The following is an 18132-nucleotide window of genomic DNA, read 5'->3' on the forward strand; positions in this document are numbered from 1 at the left end:
CGACCCATATCTAAAATATGGCAGCGCCACCATCAAAATCTGGAGCGCATAATGAATAAAATTTTGCAATTAAAGAAAAAGTTAACTCAATTAGCTATTTTAGACGCTACATTTGAGGTTTTTGGCTCAGAATCACACGAATATCAATTTAAACCTTGTTTGAGTCACAAAGATATTCAAGTGTTTGAATCCAGATACAATATTACGTTACCAAGTGAATATCGAAACTTTCTCTTAGAAATTGGTAATGGTGGTGCAGGTCCAGGATACGGCTTATCTGGTCTGCTGGGAGTTGAAAATGAAGATGTCATCGCAGAAAAAATATACCAAGAGAACTACGAAATTCTCTCTAAACCATTTCCTTTAACAGAAGCATGGAATGATTTGGATTTGATTGTCAACAATAATCCGGGTTTTGTTGCCAACAGTGATGCCTACTTCGACGATAAATTCATCCAGGGTACTCTCACCATTACAAATTATGGTTGTGGAATTTATGCGATGTTAGTCATTATTGGGGAGCAGTCAGGAAAAATCTGGATAGATGACCGTACTAATGATAATGGGATATATCCTGCTTCATTGAGTTTTTGTCATGCTTTCCATGACATTAATGCTGATGATTTTCATCAAGATAGTGATGAGGAGCAGGCTTTGAGTTTTTATGATTGGTATGAAGACTGGCTCAACCGAAGTTTGGATCAAATCCGCTAGTGAAAAGGATAGTTATAAACCGCATCTAGACAGGTATAAAAACTTAATTTTCTCTTAATCCGCCTCCTCGGACTTTGTTTGTATAGCCGCGAATTCCATTCGGGAGCATCTCAATAAGTGTAAAAAGCCTTGTAAAACCTCACCCCAACCCTCTGGGATGCTTTGGAGAGGGAGCAAGAATCTTGTTTGTTTTTCTTCTGGTATATTTGCAAAACTGAGATGCTCCCTTCCATTCGCCCCGGCTCTAGATTGACTGTAATTAAATAAAACTCAGTTTTTTATTTTGTAATTGGTTGTGATGTTGGTGCAGTAATTCCTACTGAGTTTGATGTTGGTTGTGATGCCTGTGAAGATAGAATTTTTCTCACTTGTAGGTTATAAGCTTGCAAAATTGATTGAACTTTTTTCTGTTGATCTTGATTCAGATCCAAAGATGTTAAGACTGTTCTAATTCTCTGACGGGATTGCAATGCTGCCTTAAATTTAGTAGTTTGAGACTGGTTTAATAGAGCCTCAATATCCTTATCTCTTTGCTGGCGAGCCATTTGGATTTGTAGGCGCTGTTGATTTGTGAGTTTGCTTGTCTGGCGTGATGCAGAACTAGTCTGAGTTTTTAAGGCTGGTGTAGTGGCAGGATCTGGAACTGGTGCTGCCAAGACAACTCCGTGTAAGATACTAGCAAAGGCGAAGATAGTAGAAAAGACAGATAAACGCTTTATAGAATTAATCGACATTTTGAAAAACTCCTCAATCATTTAATAAAAGTTGACACATCGGCTCAAGTAAACCTTGATAACTGAGCCAAGTCGTGAACAAATATTACTATTGCATTGGCTTGTGGAGTTGTTGTGTATTTATTATGAATTTGCTATGAAAAGTGTAAGTTGGACACACGACAGCTTATTTAGCTAAAAATAGCTGTAAGCATTGCCTACTCTACAAAAATAGCCTAATTTGCGTTAATAAATAGCATTTATAAATCAGTAAATTTAGAAGCAGGGATAAGTAGGTAGGCGTAATTAAATATAAGATCAAACCTCACCCTCAATCCCTCTCCGTGAGTTCGGAGAGGGAAGCCGGAGGTAGGGTGAGGTTTTATATTTAATTTGACCCACTTACTTAGTTGGGAAATATAATAAATATTATTGAAAATTATACTCAGACATTTTTAAAATTTAGGTGCTTGCCAATTAGGATTGATGAGACTTGTCATAATATGATCTTCCCATTGCCCATTAATTAATAGATAGTCTCTAGCATATCCTTCAATGACAAAACCGAGTCTTTTGAGTACATTGCCACTGCTGCGATTGTGAGGCATATAATTAGCCATAATCCGGTGAAAATTTAACTCTTGAAATACATATTGAGTTGCGGCTTTGAGTCCTTCTGTCATATATCCTTTACCTTGTTTATTTTCAGCAAGGCTGTATCCTACATAGCAAAAATGAGCGGCTCCTCGGAAAAAATTACTAAAATTGACCGTTCCAATAATTATATTTGGATTTTTTTTGGTAAAAATAAATAGTTTTAACGATTGCCCATTGATAAATTCCAGAAAATTATTCTCTATTTGATACTGCCAATATTCTTCAGTGAAAAAACCATCAGCCCAAAGAGGGTAGAATGGAGTGAGATAAGTTTTATTATCATTGAAGTATTTGAGAATTTGGGGTATATCTTCATGGATCGATGGTCGTAATAATAGGCGATCGCTTGTTATTAGTGGCAGTTCTGATATCATAAATTACTTAATCTACGGGATCTCTTCCCAAAACATTCTTGCTAATTTTGTAAATTCTCTCATCCCTCCGGTTTAGCAGCAGTCAAGTGAGTATTTTTGCTCTTAATCTGCCATTCAACCAAAATCTTGATAAGCTGATGTTTAATATCTAGAGCGGAAAGATTGAGAGCCAATGGGTGAAAAAGTACAGGGCGCGGCATAACTTCGATAAAATCGCTTTGCCCAAACGCTGTACCGCAGGAGATTCAACCAAAAGACAGCTCAAGATTTAACCCAGTCTACAAGAAGGATAGTGATGTGGTGGGAATACGCTACGATTGGCAGGAATTAGAGATTCGGGCGATATACAACACGCCATTGCTAGAGCTGATTTATCAAGCTGCTAGCGTGCATCGTCAATATCATGACCCAACAAAAATACAAGTTTGTAAGCTCATATCTATAAAAACGGGAGGCTGTCCAGAAGATTGTAGCTACTGTGCCCAATCTTCCCGCTATAAAACAGAGGTAAAGGCGCAAGCACTCCTAGAAAAGGAAACGGTAGTTAACATCGCCCAGAAAGCGAAAGAAACTGGTGTTAGTCGCATCTGCATGGGTGCTGCTTGGCGCGAAGTGCGGGATAACTCACAATTTGAGGAAGTCCTGGAAATGGTCAAGGATGTAACCGCAATGGGCTTAGAAGTGTGCTGCACTCTGGGTATGTTGACGGCAAATCAGGCCAGGAAATTGGCAGAAGCGGGACTTTACGCCTACAACCATAACTTAGATACCTCGCAGGAATATTACAGCACAATTATTACCACGAGGACATATAGCGATCGCTTGAACACAATTGAGAATGTCCGTCAGACAAATGTGACTGTATGTTCCGGCGGTATCCTGGGTTTGGGCGAAACTGCTGATGACCGTGTTGGTATGTTACAAACTTTGGCAAACTTACATCCACATCCAGAGTCCGTGCCGATTAATATTCTCTCACAAGTAGCGGGTACACCCTTAGAAAATCAGCCTGATGTCCCTATTTGGGATATTGTGCGGATGATTGCCACAGCCAGGATTTTAATGCCAGCTTCCGATGTGCGTCTTAGTGCTGGTAGGGCTAGACTTTCTCAAGTAGAACAAGCTTTCTGCTTTATGGCAGGAGCCAATTCGATCTTTTCCAGCGACGATAACAAGATGTTGACGGTGACAACTCCCTGTCCAGATTACGATACTGACCGAGAAATGCTGAATTTACTTGGTTTGGGAATGCGTCCACCTTCCCAAAGACACCAGAAGGTAGCAAGTCCGGCTGTTGTGGCGTAAGTCCTGAGAGTGAAGAAAAAACCTCTGGGAACTCCAGAGGTTTTGGTTCCTGATTTAGTTTCTACTTGCTACTACAATTTGTCCTCAGTCATTTCCCGATAGTGAAAGGAAATTATTTGAATGCCGAGAACCTCGACTTACCTCACCCTCAATCCCTCTCCGATATAAAGGAGAGGGAAGCTAGAGACAGGATCAAGTTTTGCGTAAAATTGTGGCTAATTGAGGGTTGGAATTTTAACGCAAAGGAAAGGCAGCGCAGTCTTGGGGGTTTCCCCCATGAGCGACTGCCGTCGCTGAGGGAAGCGCAGAGGTACGCAGAGAATTCGCTAGGAATTAATGAAATGTTGTACTAAGTTTCTACCTATGTACGCGATTAATTCTTCGGCTGTGGCTGCGAACCAGGAATCGTTACATCTATTGGCGTTACCTGTGCTGCTAGCTGCGTCAATGGCGGTTGAATGGCAGTTTGATTCCCTACCACTAGAGTCACGATCTTTTCTGGCTTGAGGTATTCTCGTGCTACCCGTTGCACATCGGCGGCTGTGGTGACGGCGACGGCTTTTTGATAGCGAAAGAGAAAATCAGCAGGATAGCCGTAATATTCGTATCGTATCAACCGTGACAAAGTTTGGCTGGGATCTTGAAAGTTGAATACAAAGGAGTTAAGTGTAGACTCTTTGGCAAAAGCCAGTTCTTTTGCTGTGACTCTTTGAGTTTGGGTGCGCTTGATTTGCTCTTGTAAGGCTTTGACAAACTGGACGGTAGCATCCGATCGCGTTTGTCCACCAGCAATAAATATTCCCGGATAATCGTAGCGGGGACTCCACTGGCCATAGACAGAGTAAGCTAAACCTTGACGCGATCGCACTTCATTAAATAAGCGTCCACCAAATCCATTTAACACCCCATTCAATACATCCAGCGCCGCATAATCGGGATTGTCGAATCGTCCACCTAAATGGCCCAGAAGCACACTACTTTGGGTTAGTTGTGGCTGATTGACAAAAAAGACTCCACCTGTATTAGCTGGCGAAACATCTGGTAATTTGGGTTTAGCAATACCTGGGTTGCGATTCCAGTCGCCAAACTTAGCTTGAACGAGCGATCGCATTTTCTTCGCCTCAAAATCCCCCACAATCCCCAAAATCATATTATTGGGGTGGAAATATTGCCGATAAAACTTGAGCAAATCTTCACGAGAAACTTGATCCACCGTTGCATACTCGATTGTGCGAGCATAGGGGCTATCTTTCCCATAAATCAGTTTTTTAAATTCTCGACTAGCAATTCCACCTGGATTGTCATTGCGACGGGCAATGCCACCCTTAGCTTGTGTCTTAGCCAAGTCTAGCTTTTCTTGAGCAAATACTGGCGATCGCAGCACCTCGGCAAATAGCCCAAACACCGTTTCTAAATCTTCACTGAGTGCGTCAAAGCTAGCACCACCAGAAGCTTCACCAATACTAGCTTCCACAGATGCCGCCCGTTGTTCCAATATCTCATTGAGTTCATCAGGCGAATGCTGCTTAGTTCCCCCACTTCGGATCACCGCACCTGTAAAACCAGCTAAACCGACTTTCTGTTGTGGTTCCAAGCGATTTCCTGTCCGCACAAACGCCGTCCCATTCACCAACGGCAATTCGTGATCCTCCATCAAATAGACAACCAAGCCGTTTTGAAGAACAAACCGCTCATACTTAGGTAACTTAATCTCAGGTAGCGGTGGTAACTGCAACTCTGTATAATGCTTTGCCTGAGTCGTCGCCGCCAGAGAAAAATTACAAGTTAAAAGTAAACACGCAAAAACAGCAACCAAAGCATAAATCAACCCCTTTCCATTTTGGATTTTAGATTTTAGATTTTGGATTTTCAACGCTATCTGCCTTTTACCCTTCACCTTATACCTCTGCATATCTTTCTTCCTTCGCGCCCTTCGCGCCCTTCGTGGTTCGTTACTCTTAAGCTTCTTTCGACAACAACTTACCAATCGTGCGATTCTCAGCCGTAAAAGTCTCCTTAGCCACCCGCTCAATATCAGATGTTGTCACCGCCGAAATCTTATCCAAATGCTTAAACAAATTCCGCCAAGAGCCAGTTTTCACCTCATATTCCAACAATTGTTCAGCCATCCCCATATTTGAATCGAGGCTACGTAACAAACCCGCCCGTGCTTGAGTTTTCACCCGTTGCAAATCAGCCGCCGCTACAGGCTCAGTTTTTAATTTGTCAATTTCTTGGCGCAAAGCCACCGCCAATTCATCAACTGTATGACCAGGAGCCGTGAGAGCATAGAAAAACATCAGATTTGGGTACTTATCTCCAGGAAATCCACTATAACCTTCAGCACTTAGCGCCAAACGCTGCTTTTCTACCAAAGATTTATATAGCCGCGACGTGCGCCCATCACTTAATAAACTGCCAATGATTTCATAGACGGCATTATCTGGATGGGTAATTGCCGGACGATGATAACCTTCTAAATACCAGGGTTGAGAAGTTAGCTGTAAAGTAACTTCTCGTGTTTGTTGTTGTGGCGGTTCCACCGGGATTTGTTCAACAGCCTTGGTTTTTGCTTGATAGCGGCCAAAATAAGTTTGCGCCAGTTTTTTCACCTCAGCCGCGTTGACATCTCCGACAATGGCGATCGCTAAATTACTTGGTACGTAGTGAGTATCAAAAAACTTTTGGACATCTTCTGGTGTCAGATTGCGGATATCTTCGTCATAACCAATCACCGGACGCTTATAAGGATGGACATTGTAAGCAGTATCAATAAATTTCTCCAGCATTAATCCAATGGGTGAATTTTCCACCCGCATCCGCCGCTCCTCTAAAATTACATCTTTCTCTTTATAAAACTCACGACTAATTACAGGATCGAGAAACCGCTCCGACTCCAGCGACATCCAAAGTTCCAGCTTATTGGCAGGAAAGCTATAAAAATAACGGGTGGCTTCAGTTGAAGTATTGGCATTTAAACCCACACCTCCGGCTTGTTCGACAATTTGCCCCAATTCGTTTTGCTTGACAAGTTTACCTGCTTGTGATTCTACTTGCTTAAACTCAACTTGTAACCGCGCAACTTCATCTTTTTTGCCATCGGTTTTCGCTGTTTTAATTTGAGCATCTAACTGCTGCAAGCGCTCTAGTAGGGGTTTTTCTGCCTTATAGTCTTGTGTACCAATGCGCGTTGTGCCTTTAAAAGCCAAATGCTCCAGAAAGTGAGCTACACCAGTTTTACCATCTACCTCATCGACACCACCAACATTCGCATAGGTAAGAAAGGAAACCACAGGCGCTTGATGTCTTTCCAAGACAATGAATTTTAGACCATTATCGAGGCGAAACTCCGTTAACTGTTTGATCGCTCGATCCAGATAAGGTTGAATCGAACTTTCAACTGGTGGAATTTGAGTTTTAGCTGTTTGGGGAGGAAATACTGTCTGAGTTTGAGCCAGAGCAATTTCTGGCAGCAAACCGTACCAAAAGATAATCAAAGTTAACAAAATGACAAACAATCGCCGCAATGTGACAGATACTTGATCTGACCAATCCAAAATCCCAAATTTCAAATCCAAAATTGACCGACTGTTCTGGTTCATAAGCGAAAATTAAGATAAAGTTACACTACCTAAGAAACAGGGTACTTAGCAAAAGAGCGTTAATCTTGTATTAAGCTTTTTAAGCTTTTTTACTCGATGTTAGACAATAATGCTACAAATCGTGTTTCGCAAATATCACCATAACTTTTATGCGACTTTTTAATTCTTCCCCGCCTTCAGAGGCTCAGACGCGTACCCGGATTTTAGAGACAGCACAACGGTTGTTTGCCTCTAAGGGATTTGACGGCACTACCACCCGTGATTTAGCACAAACAGCAGGTGTCGCTGAAGGCACTCTATTTCGTCATTTTCCCAATAAAAAAGCAATTTTGGTGGAAGTAGCTACGAGTGGCTGGGTGGAGATTCTGACAGATTTACTGACAGAATTAAGTGAAATGGGTAGTTATAAAGCCATAGCTCAAGTGATGCGTCACCGGATGTGGAATTTCCAAAAAAATGCCGATGTGATGCGTGTTTGTTTTATGGAGGTGCAGTTTCACCCCGATTTGCGCGATCGCATCCAATTAGAAGTGATTACCAAAATGACTGATGTCGGCGAAGCGTTCTTTCAAACAGCGATGGATAAAGGCATTTATCGCCAAACGGACGCCAAGCTAGTTGCAAAAGTTTTCTTGGGAATGTTTGCGATCGCAGGTTTTTCTAACAACACCCTTCTTGAACCTGACGCTTCCCCCCAAGAAATGCAGCAAATGGCCGAAGGACTCGCTGATATCTTCCTGAATGGAGTCTTAGCCAAAGACTGAAGAGTTAGGAGTTAAGCTGTTGCGGCTTTAATTTGCACTAATATTTTTTTCAATATGATTGTGGGGTGGGACGAAAAGCCCACCCTGATAGTGCCATGAAAGCACCCTGCTAACCCTCCTTAAAAAGGAGGGGATTAGAGCAAGGGACTTCCAAATAAAAAATATCCAATTATTTATTGTGGGGTGGGCATCTTGCCCGCCCGGTAACCAAAGGCGGGCAAGATGCCCACCCCACAAGATTGAATAATTTATTTCTTGGAAATCCCCAAGCCTTTTATATTTAATTCTGAGCGATACCTTCTTCACGCGCAGCGCGTTGCACAGCCGCAGCAACAGCAGTGACGACGCGCTTATCAAAGACTGAAGGAATAATATGTTCCCGATCCAAATCTGAAGGCTTGACTAAGGAGGCGATCGCATTTGCAGCTTCCAGACACATTGTGGTGGTAATTGTCTGTGCGCGACAATCTAAAGCACCACGGAATACCCCTGGAAAAGCTAGGACGTTATTGATTTGATTGGGGTAGTCGCTGCGACCAGTAGCGATCACAGCCACATCTTCACTGATTAATTCTGGCTGAATCTCTGGAATCGGATTTGCCATTGCAAACACAATTGGGTCTTTGGCCATTGAATGCACCATTTCTGGTGTCAATACTCCCGGTACACTGACACCAATAAAGACATCTGCCTCTGGCATGGCACCCGCTAATGTCCCCTGAGCTTTCACGGCAAATTCGAGTTTTTCTTCTGTCAAGTCGGTGCGACTAGTAGAGATAATCCCTTTAGAGTCGCACATCCAGATTTTTTCTGCCCCAGCTTTCCGGAGTAACCGAGCGATCGCTACTCCCGCCGCCCCAGCACCGTTAATCACAATCTTGATTTGGGCTATTGACTTTTGTACCAACTTTAGGGAATTAAACAACGCGGCTAAGGTGACAATTGCTGTACCGTGCTGGTCATCGTGAAAAACGGGGATATCTAACTCTTGGCGCAATCTCTTTTCAATTTCAAAGCAGCGAGGTGCAGCGATATCTTCTAAATTCACGCCCCCAAATACCGGAGCGATATTCTTAACTGTCTGGATAATCTCATCTGTATCTTGGGTGGCCAGACAAATGGGAAAAGCATCCAGCCCCGCAAATTCCTTAAACAGCATTGCTTTACCTTCCATGACTGGTAGGGCGGCTGCTGGTCCGAGATTTCCCAAACCCAAAATGGCACTACCATCGGTAACAATGGCAACAGTGTTTTGTTTGATGGTTAACTTGTAAACTTCCTCTGGGTCTTGAGCGATCGCCGTACAAATTCGACCGACTCCGGGCGTGTAAGCCATTGCGAGATCGGAAACACTCCTCAGGGGAATTCTGCTGACAATGCTGATTTTGCCACCGCGATGCAAATTAAAAGTGCGATCGTAGACACTGAGTAACTTGATGTCTGGTAATGCTTTCACTGCTTGCACAATAGTTTCAGCGTGTTCGGTACTAGCAGCATCAACGGTAATATCGCGGGTGGACTCTTTGCGGGTTTGCTCGATTAAATCAATTTGACCGAGATTACCGCCACTGGCTGCGATCGCCTGGGTTACTGACGCTAACATCCCGATGCGATTGGGAATCTGCAAGCGCAGCGTCAAACTAAAACTAGAATTAGGAGTTAGGTCTGCCATGTTGATTTTAGATTTTAAGTTTTAGATTTTATCAGCAGTTACGCAAACAATAGCCGAAACCGTAATTTTCTGGTAGGGGCAATTGATGAATTGCCCCTACCGCGTGTGATTTTGCGTAATATCATGTCCGGGTAATTAGTTGTGATTCCCATAGTCATTGCACCCCACCCCTTAATCCCCTCCCCGCCGGCGGGGAGGGGAGACAAAACGCAGCTTTGGCGGGGTGGGGTTCTTCGGGTTTAATAAGTAATCAAGCGGACATGATATAAGTGCTATTTATATTCAATTGAGACGAAATTCTCAAAATAATGGCAAAAATCAAAGTTTTATAATAGAATTTAACGCTGAAAAATCGGAGGTAAGTGTGACCACTGCGATACACTGGCAAGAACGGGTTGGTAATCAAAGGGATTGGGTTTGGCGCGGCTGGCAAACTCGCTACACTTACATTCGCCCTAGCCAAAATCACCACAATACAACACCCCTGATATTGCTACATGGCTTTGGCGCTTCCATTGGTCATTGGCGACATAATTTAGAGGTGTTGGGTGAACATCACACAGTCTACGCCATAGATATGTTGGGTTTTGGCGCTTCTGAAAAAGCCGCAGCTAATTACAGCATTCAATTCTGGGTAGAGCAGGTTTACGACTTTTGGCAAACATTTATCCGACAGCCAGCGATATTAATAGGCAATTCTAACGGTTCACTGATTTCTATGGTCGCTGCCGCCGCTCATCCCGATATGGTGCGGGGTATGGTGATGATGAGTTTACCCGACCCCTCATTAGAGCAAGAAGCAATTCCTCCTGTGCTGCAACCAGTTGTCAGAGCAATTAAAAATATTGTTGCTTCGCCGTTGATTCTTAAACCTGTGTTTAACTTCGTGCGCCGTCCTGGGGTGGTGCGTCGCTGGGCAGGTCTTGCCTACACTAACCCAGAGGCGATTACCGATGAACTGATCGAAATTTTAGCAGAGCCTGCCCAAGACCGGGGTTCCGCTAGGGCTTTTAGTGCTTTGTTCAAAGCTGCGATCGGAATTAATTTTAGTCCTAGTGTCAAGAAAGTATTACCAACCTTAACAATTCCCATGCTGTTAATTTGGGGACAAAAAGACCGGTTTGTTCCCCCAGCCTTGGCTAACCAATTCGCCCAATGCAACCAGAAATTGGAGGTGCTGAAATTGGAGGATGTCGGGCATTGTCCCCATGATGAATGTCCAGAACAAGTTAACCAAGCTATTTTAGATTGGATTGAGAGATGGGTTAGCGCTCGCCAACCGTTGGTTATGCCCTAAATATTATGCAATGGGTGTATGCAATGGATGCGATCGCGTCAGCCAGTACCGTTACCACGACTGAATTTGAAATTGTTTAACACTTAGCACAGCACGGTGTAAATAAAGCACCCATTTTAAATGTCTAAAACCCTTACGCAATAGTAATTACGAATTACTATTGCGTTACTAGCCAATCGTGGCTTGGTCAGTGTTAACATCTGTAGCACCAGTCACAGAACTGGCTACAGAAGTCATTTTGTTGAGAATTTCTTGACTGGGAACTTCACCTTTCAATACTACAGTGCTGCCTGTCTGAGCAACCCAAAGAGTATCAACATCATCGAGATCGGGATCTTCATCAAATGCCAACGCTACCCGCTTTGCTAAACCACTTTGGTCGTATTCTCCACTTAATCCCAGACGTTCTGGGGGTATTGATTGACTATCAGTAGATGCAACGCTAGTACTCGGATCTTGGGCTATTGCCTGTGGAGTCGGATTTACTTCGGCATTTTCAGGTTTTTCCATTCCAAACAATCTTTGTAACCAACCCATAAAAACTTTTCTCCTATTAGAGCCTGATCAAATCTGAGTATAAAAGCTTTCCAAAAATGCCGCATCTGCCAATGAAAAGATATACATCAATGAAATTCCGGCTTGCAGTATGATTTCTGCCCAATTTATCTCCAGAAAATGCAATGAGTGCAACTATTCAGTTTAGAATAGAAGGTCGCACTGATAATTTAGTGCGGTAGTACCTCTAGCGTAGCCGTTAGTTAGTGTCTGCGTTCCTCAATTCCTGCTCTAGCCTCTATTGGCGAAGATGAAACATACCCTTTCAGTTCTGGTAGAAGATGAGGCGGGTGTTCTTTCCCGCATTTCTAGTTTATTTGCGCGTCGCGGTTTTAATATTGAAAGCCTTGCTGTAGGTCCTGCTGAACAAGGAGGAGTCTCCCGAATTACGATGGTTATACCTGGTGACGATCGCATTATCGAGCAACTCACCAAGCAACTGTACAAGTTAGTCAATGTCCTGAAAGTACAGGACATTACCGAAACTCCTTGTGTCGAGCGGGAATTGATGCTTTTGAAGGTGAATGCTAGTAGCAGCAATCGCTCAGAAGTAATCGAACTGTCTCAGATTTTCCGGGCGCGAGTCGTGGATGTGGCGGAAGATTCTCTGACCTTAGAAGTTGTGGGAGATCCAGGTAAAATGGTAGCGATCGTGCAGGTGTTGCAAAAATTTGGTTTGAGAGAAATCGCCCGTACTGGCAAAATTGCCCTAACTCGTGAGTCGGGTGTCAATACCGAGTTACTCAAGTCTTTGGAAGCAAAGGTTTAGTTGGGAAGTTAAATAATCAACTTGTGGGGGCGAACATCTGTGCATAGGTGTCAACTTAAGCTTAAACCCCTTTAAAACCTCGTTTCCAGCAAGAAGGCTGGAAATGCTGCTCTTGGCGGCTCTGCTGCCAGTAAGGGAGGCCGAGCCTCTAGAATGGCGTTCCCAGTCGGAGACTGGGAACCAGACAAGGATATTTGTAGATTGGATTGAGGAACGAAACCCAACTACGCTGGTTTTGGTTTTTGGCTTTAACCCAAGCGTATTGGTTAACTCAGGGCTTTTGTTGCAAAACCCATAGCATATTTATGCCATAAGATAGCTGCTTTTTGAATGTATATATGCTTTGAAAGTTGGATAGAAGTATCTATAGCATCGGAATAAGTTAAAAACTACAGATAAAAGGTTTTGTGACTTACCTATAGACGCTTGTATGTTCAGGCAGTGCTTCCAGAACAACTAGGAACGCCTATAGAAGAATCTGGAATGTCTGACGGAATCCTCAGAACAAACTAAAAAAGCGGCTTTTTATAAGTTAGTAGTACTAGGTATATTTTCATAAATAACTTTATATATTTTGGCATCTTAATTCGTTTTACTACCAGCAAATTCTATTAATAACGATTTATGTATAGCTATTATTTACTACTATTACTGTGATACCCAATTACCTTACTTCAGTAAGATGTACGCTCACTATCCTAACCGTTATTATATTTATTAAATGGAAATTACAGTTGAGGTAATGAGGTAAGTAATGGCAACTAAATTGAAAGTTACAAATATTAAAGGTGATGAGTGCGTCCAGAAAATAACTAAATCTATTCAGACTATGGTATCTGATGCCAAAGTAGATGTGGACGTTAATGCCAAAACCGTAACTGTAGATGGTTCGGCTTCTGAAGAGACAATTAAACAGATAGTTCAATCTGCTGGTTATACTATAGAGGGCTATTAATTACATTTCTAAATTTCTGAGGAGATTTAGAGATGTAATTTAGCCAGCACAATTGCTTAATCATAATATATTCGCCCGTTTTCCGGGCGGAATATTATTAACAAATTACTCTACTTGAGCAAGAATATTTTCCTCCTCTGACACACTTGAAATACTTGACTTTCGCCTAACTTATAAGCTGTAAAAGATACAGCTAAAGATCGGAGAATTTTGAAAGTATTGCTGTATATTTATTTGCTCTGACACACTTGTTAAATTTTCTGGTCCTCGTTTTCAGGAACGAATTAACATTGGGTCATAAATTTGACACTCTTGAACACCATAATTGCTCAAAATAGAGCTAGCATGATCAAGCTCATTGTCTGCACCACTAACGATGAGTATGTAATTGCCTTGATCAATTTGCTCGTTGTAAAAGCGTGCCCACTCATCTGCTATTCCTAGTCTTATAGGGTCAAACCGCTCACTTAAATTAACGCCTATTGACCCTTTGAATTGAGAGAAGTCTTTGCAAATTAAGGAAATCTGGTTTACTGAAAAACCTGCGGCACACATATTGTTAATTGCCGCTTCAACATTATCTATGTTATTAAAGCAACTAACAGCATACTTTGACATTATCCCACTTTTATTATGAATGGCAGTAGCAGAAGTCCTTGTGGTCAGATAATTTGTAGTTACATATTCACTGTTGAGATGCTCGTAAATGCCAAACTCTTCAATACCCCAACGCTGTAGAATTGCTGCTACTTTAGCAATTTCAATAGATGTACAATCCACGATTATTAAATAGTGTCCATACTCTACTCGCTCGTTATATGTTCTAGCTTGCTCTTCCGACATTCCCCAACCAACTAATGCACCAGCAAAAGTCCCAGTAGCAGCACCAATACTTGCGCCTACAAGGGTTGTAACCAAAGCAGTTGCGGCTGCGCCAGCCAGCATTATTGGCCCAACTCCAGGGATTGCTAAAGTCCCAAGACCTACTAATAAACCAGTCAACCCACCAACAGCGCCCCCTGAAAGCCCTCCTACTGTTGCACCTTCGTCAGTTTTATCACCAGTGCGCTCTTTAATTTGATCATCGGCAATCTGATGATTGCGGTCTGCATTTTGTACAACTACAGATACTTTCTCCATCGCCAAGCCAGAATCTCTCAACTCATGTAGTGCCTGTTCTGCATCTCGACGATGAGTAAATACGCCTACAGCACGTTGATATTGACTTAAAACCATTATTACTCCTTGGTAGTAGGGGAAAATTAATCACCGACAAATTTAGTATTTCAGTACTTATAATATTAAATACGAGTTTGTTTAACTGAAAATCATCTTAAGTAATAAAATATATTTCCTCTCCTCTGCAATCATTACCCCTAAGACTCAACCAACTGCCCTTTCGCACAAGCAATCCCCCACTGCGGAAATTTCGCTATCAACCTCTTGATAACGCACAAATGAGGGTTATTTCCCTGATAAAATTCCTCACTCACTCTTTGCTGAAACTGAGGAAACGGCTGAGTGTGAATAAAATTTTTGGAATCACTCGTCCTGTACGAGTTGTGTATTCCAGATACTGTTGCCCAAAAGTATCAATCATCATCTGTTCTTCTTGGGGCACACGAAGAAGATACATCGGTAAAAACGATACGAGGTAAGATAGCCCACTGATCCAGTTGTGTAAAAGTAGAACTTGGGCAATTCCCCACAGCCAAAAAGCAGCATACATGGGATGGCGAATGTATTGGTATAGTCCAGTCTCAATTAGTGCATGGTTTTCCCGAACTTCTAATGAGGCTGACCAGTTTTGCCCCAAGTCTGTATGGGAACGCCAAAATAATCCGATCGCAAAAATAAAAACAACAGTACCAAGCCAACCCGTCCAATCAGGGAGATCATAGGCAGCAAACTCAAACCAAGGTGTAAAGACACCTACTAAAGGCAGGATAAACATTCCTAGAAATGTCAAGAATAGCAGTAAATTCTCTAGGGCACTGACACGTCCATCTACAACTTTGTTCTGTTTTACCAGCCGCGCAAAGTAAAAGCGAATTGCAAATACAGTGATAAAGCAAATGAGAAAAATACCTTTGCAAGTCACTTCCGACATCTGTCAACCCTCCAGCAAGTCTTCTACCTGACGCTTAAGCTAGCACTTTCAACCGAAAAATTTCCTTTATATGCTGCTTCATCAAGATTTTATCAAATAAAATCGGCGAAAATCCCATCTTTTCAAGGGGTGTCCGGGATAGGCACCCGCCTTCAAAGTCATTAGTCATTTGTCCTTGGTTATTGGTACTAATGACTAGGCATTAACAAAGTGGCTGACGCATTAACTTAACTTTGTAGTGCGATCGCCTGATTTTCAACCGACGCTAATACTCTTCAAACGCTGGCGTGTCAAAAATAACAATACTATACATAGGTTACAAATTGGGTATTATGTATCATTCCGCAAAACCCTAAATGGCTGATTATTGCTTTCCCATGTACGAATGTCCAAGTAGAGTTGTGTCTGGTGAAAGTAGATTTCTTCATAAGCAAGCCGCAAACTACGCTCAAGACTGTTTGGTTCAACATCAGCAGCTTTGTTAGTGCCAAGCACTTTGCGTAAGCCAAATGACAGAATTTCCACCAAATCATGACCACAGCAGATTTGCCAAGGATCATGGTTATTGTTTTTCTGACTCTTTAGCCGTTCTTGCAAATCTTCATCTTTCAAAGAGAAAGCTTGGGATTTATTCTTAACCTCCTGAATCAGCTTGAGTTCATCAATTTGCAGAGTTTGCTCATCAATAAACTTGCTAAATATAATACCATCAAAGGTTAGATTTAATTCGTCACATTTAGAGATCCAAAGTAAATAACCTACCGACATTCCAGTTTCAACTAATACTAATCTTACGTCTCGATTAAACTGAGCAATTTTCTTTTCAGAACCAAACTCAGCGAGTACTTTGTTAAATGCAGGTGAGTTAATCAGCATAGTTTCAAGGTCATGGCTGTCGGTGCGAAGCAGATTAGGACTAGTGTATAACAAAGTTTCAAGGCGATCAAAATCTGCATCAACAATCGCTAAAACTCCTTGAAAATTTGATTGTTCCAAAATTTTTAAAATTTTAATAGCACGCTGTTTACTAGAAGGTTTTCCCGATGTTTCGATTAACTCACAAACTAATTGGTCAACAAATCGCTTATAGAAAGTTTTATCAGAACTTCCTTCAACTAATAAAAAAGTTCCAGTATATGTGCTTCGTCGTAATCGTATTTGGTTAGCAACACGGTCAACTGTCAGAAAATCTCTCACTTTTGTGGCCCTTTCAGTTCAACCGTCAAATCCCAGCGATCTTGAATGATATCTGGTGAATGAGTAGCCATTAGTATATTTAAATCTGCAAGCTGTGTAATGTCTTGCAAGTCCTTTAAAAACTGAACTTGCCAACCTACATGAAGAGATAATTCAGGTTCATCAATTAAAACTAGAGAATTAGGTTGGACTTTAAATAATAGTTCATATAGAAGAACTAATTCATGTTGTTCGCCAGATGATAAATCTGTTGGCAAAAGATTTTTTGAATTAGATAATGGTGAATCATAACTTGTTGTGACAACGAATCCTTTTTCTTTACTAAAGTTTATCTCTTTGTAGGAATATGCAAACTTATTATTAATAATTTTCCTTAATAAATCAATTTTACTTGCAATATCAGCAAAAACATTTAGCTTCTTTTTCACATCTTGAATATATACTGATAAAGCATTTTTGGTACTTTCATCTATATCTTGAGGCTGGATTTGAAATTCTGAATCTTCATCTTTATCCAAAAGACCTACTTCTATAAGACGAGAGCGAGTCGCTTCAAGTTGGTTTAGTTGATGACGAAGTTGTTCATCTGTTAAATCTGTGGATGGCTGTTGCTTAACTACCCTAACTGGAAAAGTTCTGTCAAGAGATTGAGATGTTGTACCGTATTCCTTAAATTTATCTTGCATCAGTTTAGCAAGTTCATCAGAATAGGCAGACACAGTTGACAACATTGAAGGTGTTTCAGCAGACCGTCTGGAAGAACGGTTAGGAACAAAATTAAGCAAACGTTGTGATTCAATGAGGCGAATATGAATATTGCTTTTCAATTTTTCTAGCCAATCAGGCTCTTCTTGTGACTTCAAGTTTGAGAACAAAAAATTATCATAAAACTCTATATAGTCTTCAGAATAAAGAGTTCTTACAGGATATGTTTGCCCTCTTACTGGTATCATATCATCTGATTCAAAATTAAGGAAAATTTCTCTGTCAGAACGAGTATTTACTGCCTTTAAAGCAAAAGAAGCTGGTTTTGAATCGTGTTTATAAAAGTTGAAAACAATATTATTCGTTTCTGAGTCGTCTGCATTCTCGGCATTTTTAATTATTTCAACATTAGTATTATCATCAAATTCAACTCTAAAAATTCTAAACGGGATAGCTCTCAAGTGTGCGTATCGAGAGTTGAAAAAACTATTTAAAATTCTTAAAATCGCTGTTTTTCCAAAACCATTTGGGCCATGAATGATGGTGATCCGTTCATCTATATTCAATGGAATCACATGGTCAAAAATTCCAAATAAGCCACTGACGGAAATTTGCTTAATTCGCATAGTCATTTAGTCCTATAGGCATTGGCTTGAGCATAATATACCTTTAAGTCTACAGCCTAAATTTGTGCTAACAGACGCTAATTCAGCGATCGCTCGTTTTAACGTTAGTGCAAGGTA

Annotated in this window: 16 protein-coding genes; 6 read left to right on the forward strand and 10 right to left on the reverse strand. The window is 41.5% G+C overall.

The annotated features are described in order from the left end of the window. The first annotated feature begins 51 nt into the window (after positions 1-51). Complete coding sequence (locus V7K31_RS24745; protein WP_335097570.1) at positions 52-714, forward strand: SMI1/KNR4 family protein; 663 nt, start codon at positions 52-54, stop codon at positions 712-714. A 278-nt stretch (positions 715-992) separates the two neighbouring features. Here V7K31_RS24745 and V7K31_RS24750 read toward each other — a convergent pair whose 3' ends face one another. Continuing rightward, on the reverse strand, positions 993-1448 hold the full coding sequence (locus V7K31_RS24750) for a hypothetical protein (RefSeq protein ID WP_335097572.1): 456 nt from the start codon (positions 1446-1448) through the stop codon (positions 993-995). A gap of 434 nt (positions 1449-1882) precedes the next feature. Then, positions 1883-2458, reverse strand: coding sequence for a GNAT family N-acetyltransferase (locus V7K31_RS24755; RefSeq protein ID WP_335097574.1), 576 nt, complete (start codon positions 2456-2458; stop codon positions 1883-1885). A 297-nt stretch (positions 2459-2755) separates the two neighbouring features. Between V7K31_RS24755 and bioB the strand changes: the two genes are divergently transcribed. After that, a complete protein-coding gene (bioB, locus tag V7K31_RS24760; RefSeq protein ID WP_334944341.1) occupies positions 2756-3763 on the forward strand; it encodes a biotin synthase BioB in 1008 nt (335 codons plus the stop codon). Positions 3764-4136: 373 nt separating this feature from the next. On the opposite strand, the gene V7K31_RS24765 is transcribed toward bioB, so the two are convergent. Beyond that, the gene (locus V7K31_RS24765) at positions 4137-5675 is read right to left on the reverse strand and encodes a M16 family metallopeptidase (protein ID WP_335097576.1); all 1539 of its coding nucleotides are present in this window, start codon (positions 5673-5675) and stop codon (positions 4137-4139) included. A 46-nt stretch (positions 5676-5721) separates the two neighbouring features. Then, positions 5722-7365: a M16 family metallopeptidase gene (locus V7K31_RS24770; protein ID WP_335097579.1), complete on the reverse strand. Its 1644-nt coding sequence runs from the start codon at positions 7363-7365 to the stop codon at positions 5722-5724. Positions 7366-7514: 149 nt separating this feature from the next. On the opposite strand from V7K31_RS24770, the gene V7K31_RS24775 reads away from it, so the two are divergent. Next, positions 7515-8129, forward strand: a complete 615-nt coding sequence (locus V7K31_RS24775; protein WP_335097582.1) for a TetR/AcrR family transcriptional regulator — start codon at positions 7515-7517, stop codon at positions 8127-8129. Between the two features lie 280 nt (positions 8130-8409). Here V7K31_RS24775 and V7K31_RS24780 read toward each other — a convergent pair whose 3' ends face one another. Then, positions 8410-9801, reverse strand: coding sequence for a malic enzyme-like NAD(P)-binding protein (locus tag V7K31_RS24780; RefSeq protein WP_335097585.1), 1392 nt, complete (start codon positions 9799-9801; stop codon positions 8410-8412). Positions 9802-10165: 364 nt separating this feature from the next. Here V7K31_RS24780 and V7K31_RS24785 point away from each other — a divergent pair, with 364 nt between their 5' ends. Further along, on the forward strand, positions 10166-11098 hold the full coding sequence (locus V7K31_RS24785; protein WP_335097588.1) for an alpha/beta fold hydrolase: 933 nt from the start codon (positions 10166-10168) through the stop codon (positions 11096-11098). Between the two features lie 168 nt (positions 11099-11266). On the opposite strand, the gene V7K31_RS24790 is transcribed toward V7K31_RS24785, so the two are convergent. Further along, complete coding sequence (locus V7K31_RS24790) at positions 11267-11635, reverse strand: phospholipid-binding protein (protein ID WP_335097591.1); 369 nt, start codon at positions 11633-11635, stop codon at positions 11267-11269. A 268-nt stretch (positions 11636-11903) separates the two neighbouring features. On the opposite strand from V7K31_RS24790, the gene ilvN reads away from it, so the two are divergent. Continuing rightward, entirely contained in the window at positions 11904-12422 is a 519-nt protein-coding gene (gene ilvN, locus V7K31_RS24795) for an acetolactate synthase small subunit (RefSeq protein WP_298906950.1), read from the forward strand. Positions 12423-13176: 754 nt separating this feature from the next. After that, positions 13177-13377, forward strand: a complete 201-nt coding sequence (locus V7K31_RS24800) for a heavy-metal-associated domain-containing protein (protein ID WP_335097594.1) — start codon at positions 13177-13179, stop codon at positions 13375-13377. 273 nt (positions 13378-13650) lie between these two features. Here V7K31_RS24800 and V7K31_RS24805 read toward each other — a convergent pair whose 3' ends face one another. The 4 genes from V7K31_RS24805 to V7K31_RS24820 form a co-directional block, all read right to left on the reverse strand. After that, the gene (locus tag V7K31_RS24805; protein ID WP_335097596.1) at positions 13651-14613 is read right to left on the reverse strand and encodes a general stress protein; all 963 of its coding nucleotides are present in this window, start codon (positions 14611-14613) and stop codon (positions 13651-13653) included. Positions 14614-14866: 253 nt separating this feature from the next. Next, positions 14867-15487, reverse strand: coding sequence for a protein-S-isoprenylcysteine O-methyltransferase (locus V7K31_RS24810; RefSeq protein ID WP_335097600.1), 621 nt, complete (start codon positions 15485-15487; stop codon positions 14867-14869). Positions 15488-15817: 330 nt separating this feature from the next. Continuing rightward, a complete protein-coding gene (locus V7K31_RS24815) occupies positions 15818-16684 on the reverse strand; it encodes a DUF4435 domain-containing protein (protein WP_335097602.1) in 867 nt (288 codons plus the stop codon). Further along, positions 16681-18015: an AAA family ATPase gene (locus V7K31_RS24820; protein ID WP_335097604.1), complete on the reverse strand. Its 1335-nt coding sequence runs from the start codon at positions 18013-18015 to the stop codon at positions 16681-16683. Before V7K31_RS24820 ends, V7K31_RS24815 begins: the two co-directional genes overlap by 4 nt. Positions 18016-18132 lie beyond the last annotated feature (117 nt).

Origin of the sequence: Nostoc sp. (assembly GCF_036917675.1) — a bacterium.
Classification (GTDB): Bacteria; Cyanobacteriota; Cyanobacteriia; order Cyanobacteriales; family Nostocaceae; genus Nostoc.

Coding starts and splice junctions, on each gene's coding strand:
- V7K31_RS24745 (WP_335097570.1), top strand. CDS start 52: ATGAATAAAATTTTGCAATTAAAGAAAAAGTTAACTCAATTAGCTATT.
- V7K31_RS24750 (WP_335097572.1), bottom strand. CDS start 1,448: ATGTCGATTAATTCTATAAAGCGTTTATCTGTCTTTTCTACTATCTTC.
- V7K31_RS24755 (WP_335097574.1), bottom strand. CDS start 2,458: ATGATATCAGAACTGCCACTAATAACAAGCGATCGCCTATTATTACGA.
- V7K31_RS24765 (WP_335097576.1), bottom strand. CDS start 5,675: ATGCAGAGGTATAAGGTGAAGGGTAAAAGGCAGATAGCGTTGAAAATC.
- V7K31_RS24770 (WP_335097579.1), bottom strand. CDS start 7,365: ATGAACCAGAACAGTCGGTCAATTTTGGATTTGAAATTTGGGATTTTG.
- V7K31_RS24775 (WP_335097582.1), top strand. CDS start 7,515: ATGCGACTTTTTAATTCTTCCCCGCCTTCAGAGGCTCAGACGCGTACC.
- V7K31_RS24780 (WP_335097585.1), bottom strand. CDS start 9,801: ATGGCAGACCTAACTCCTAATTCTAGTTTTAGTTTGACGCTGCGCTTG.
- V7K31_RS24790 (WP_335097591.1), bottom strand. CDS start 11,635: ATGGGTTGGTTACAAAGATTGTTTGGAATGGAAAAACCTGAAAATGCC.
- ilvN (WP_298906950.1), top strand. CDS start 11,904: ATGAAACATACCCTTTCAGTTCTGGTAGAAGATGAGGCGGGTGTTCTT.
- V7K31_RS24800 (WP_335097594.1), top strand. CDS start 13,177: ATGGCAACTAAATTGAAAGTTACAAATATTAAAGGTGATGAGTGCGTC.
- V7K31_RS24805 (WP_335097596.1), bottom strand. CDS start 14,613: ATGGTTTTAAGTCAATATCAACGTGCTGTAGGCGTATTTACTCATCGT.
- V7K31_RS24810 (WP_335097600.1), bottom strand. CDS start 15,487: ATGTCGGAAGTGACTTGCAAAGGTATTTTTCTCATTTGCTTTATCACT.
- V7K31_RS24820 (WP_335097604.1), bottom strand. CDS start 18,015: ATGCGAATTAAGCAAATTTCCGTCAGTGGCTTATTTGGAATTTTTGAC.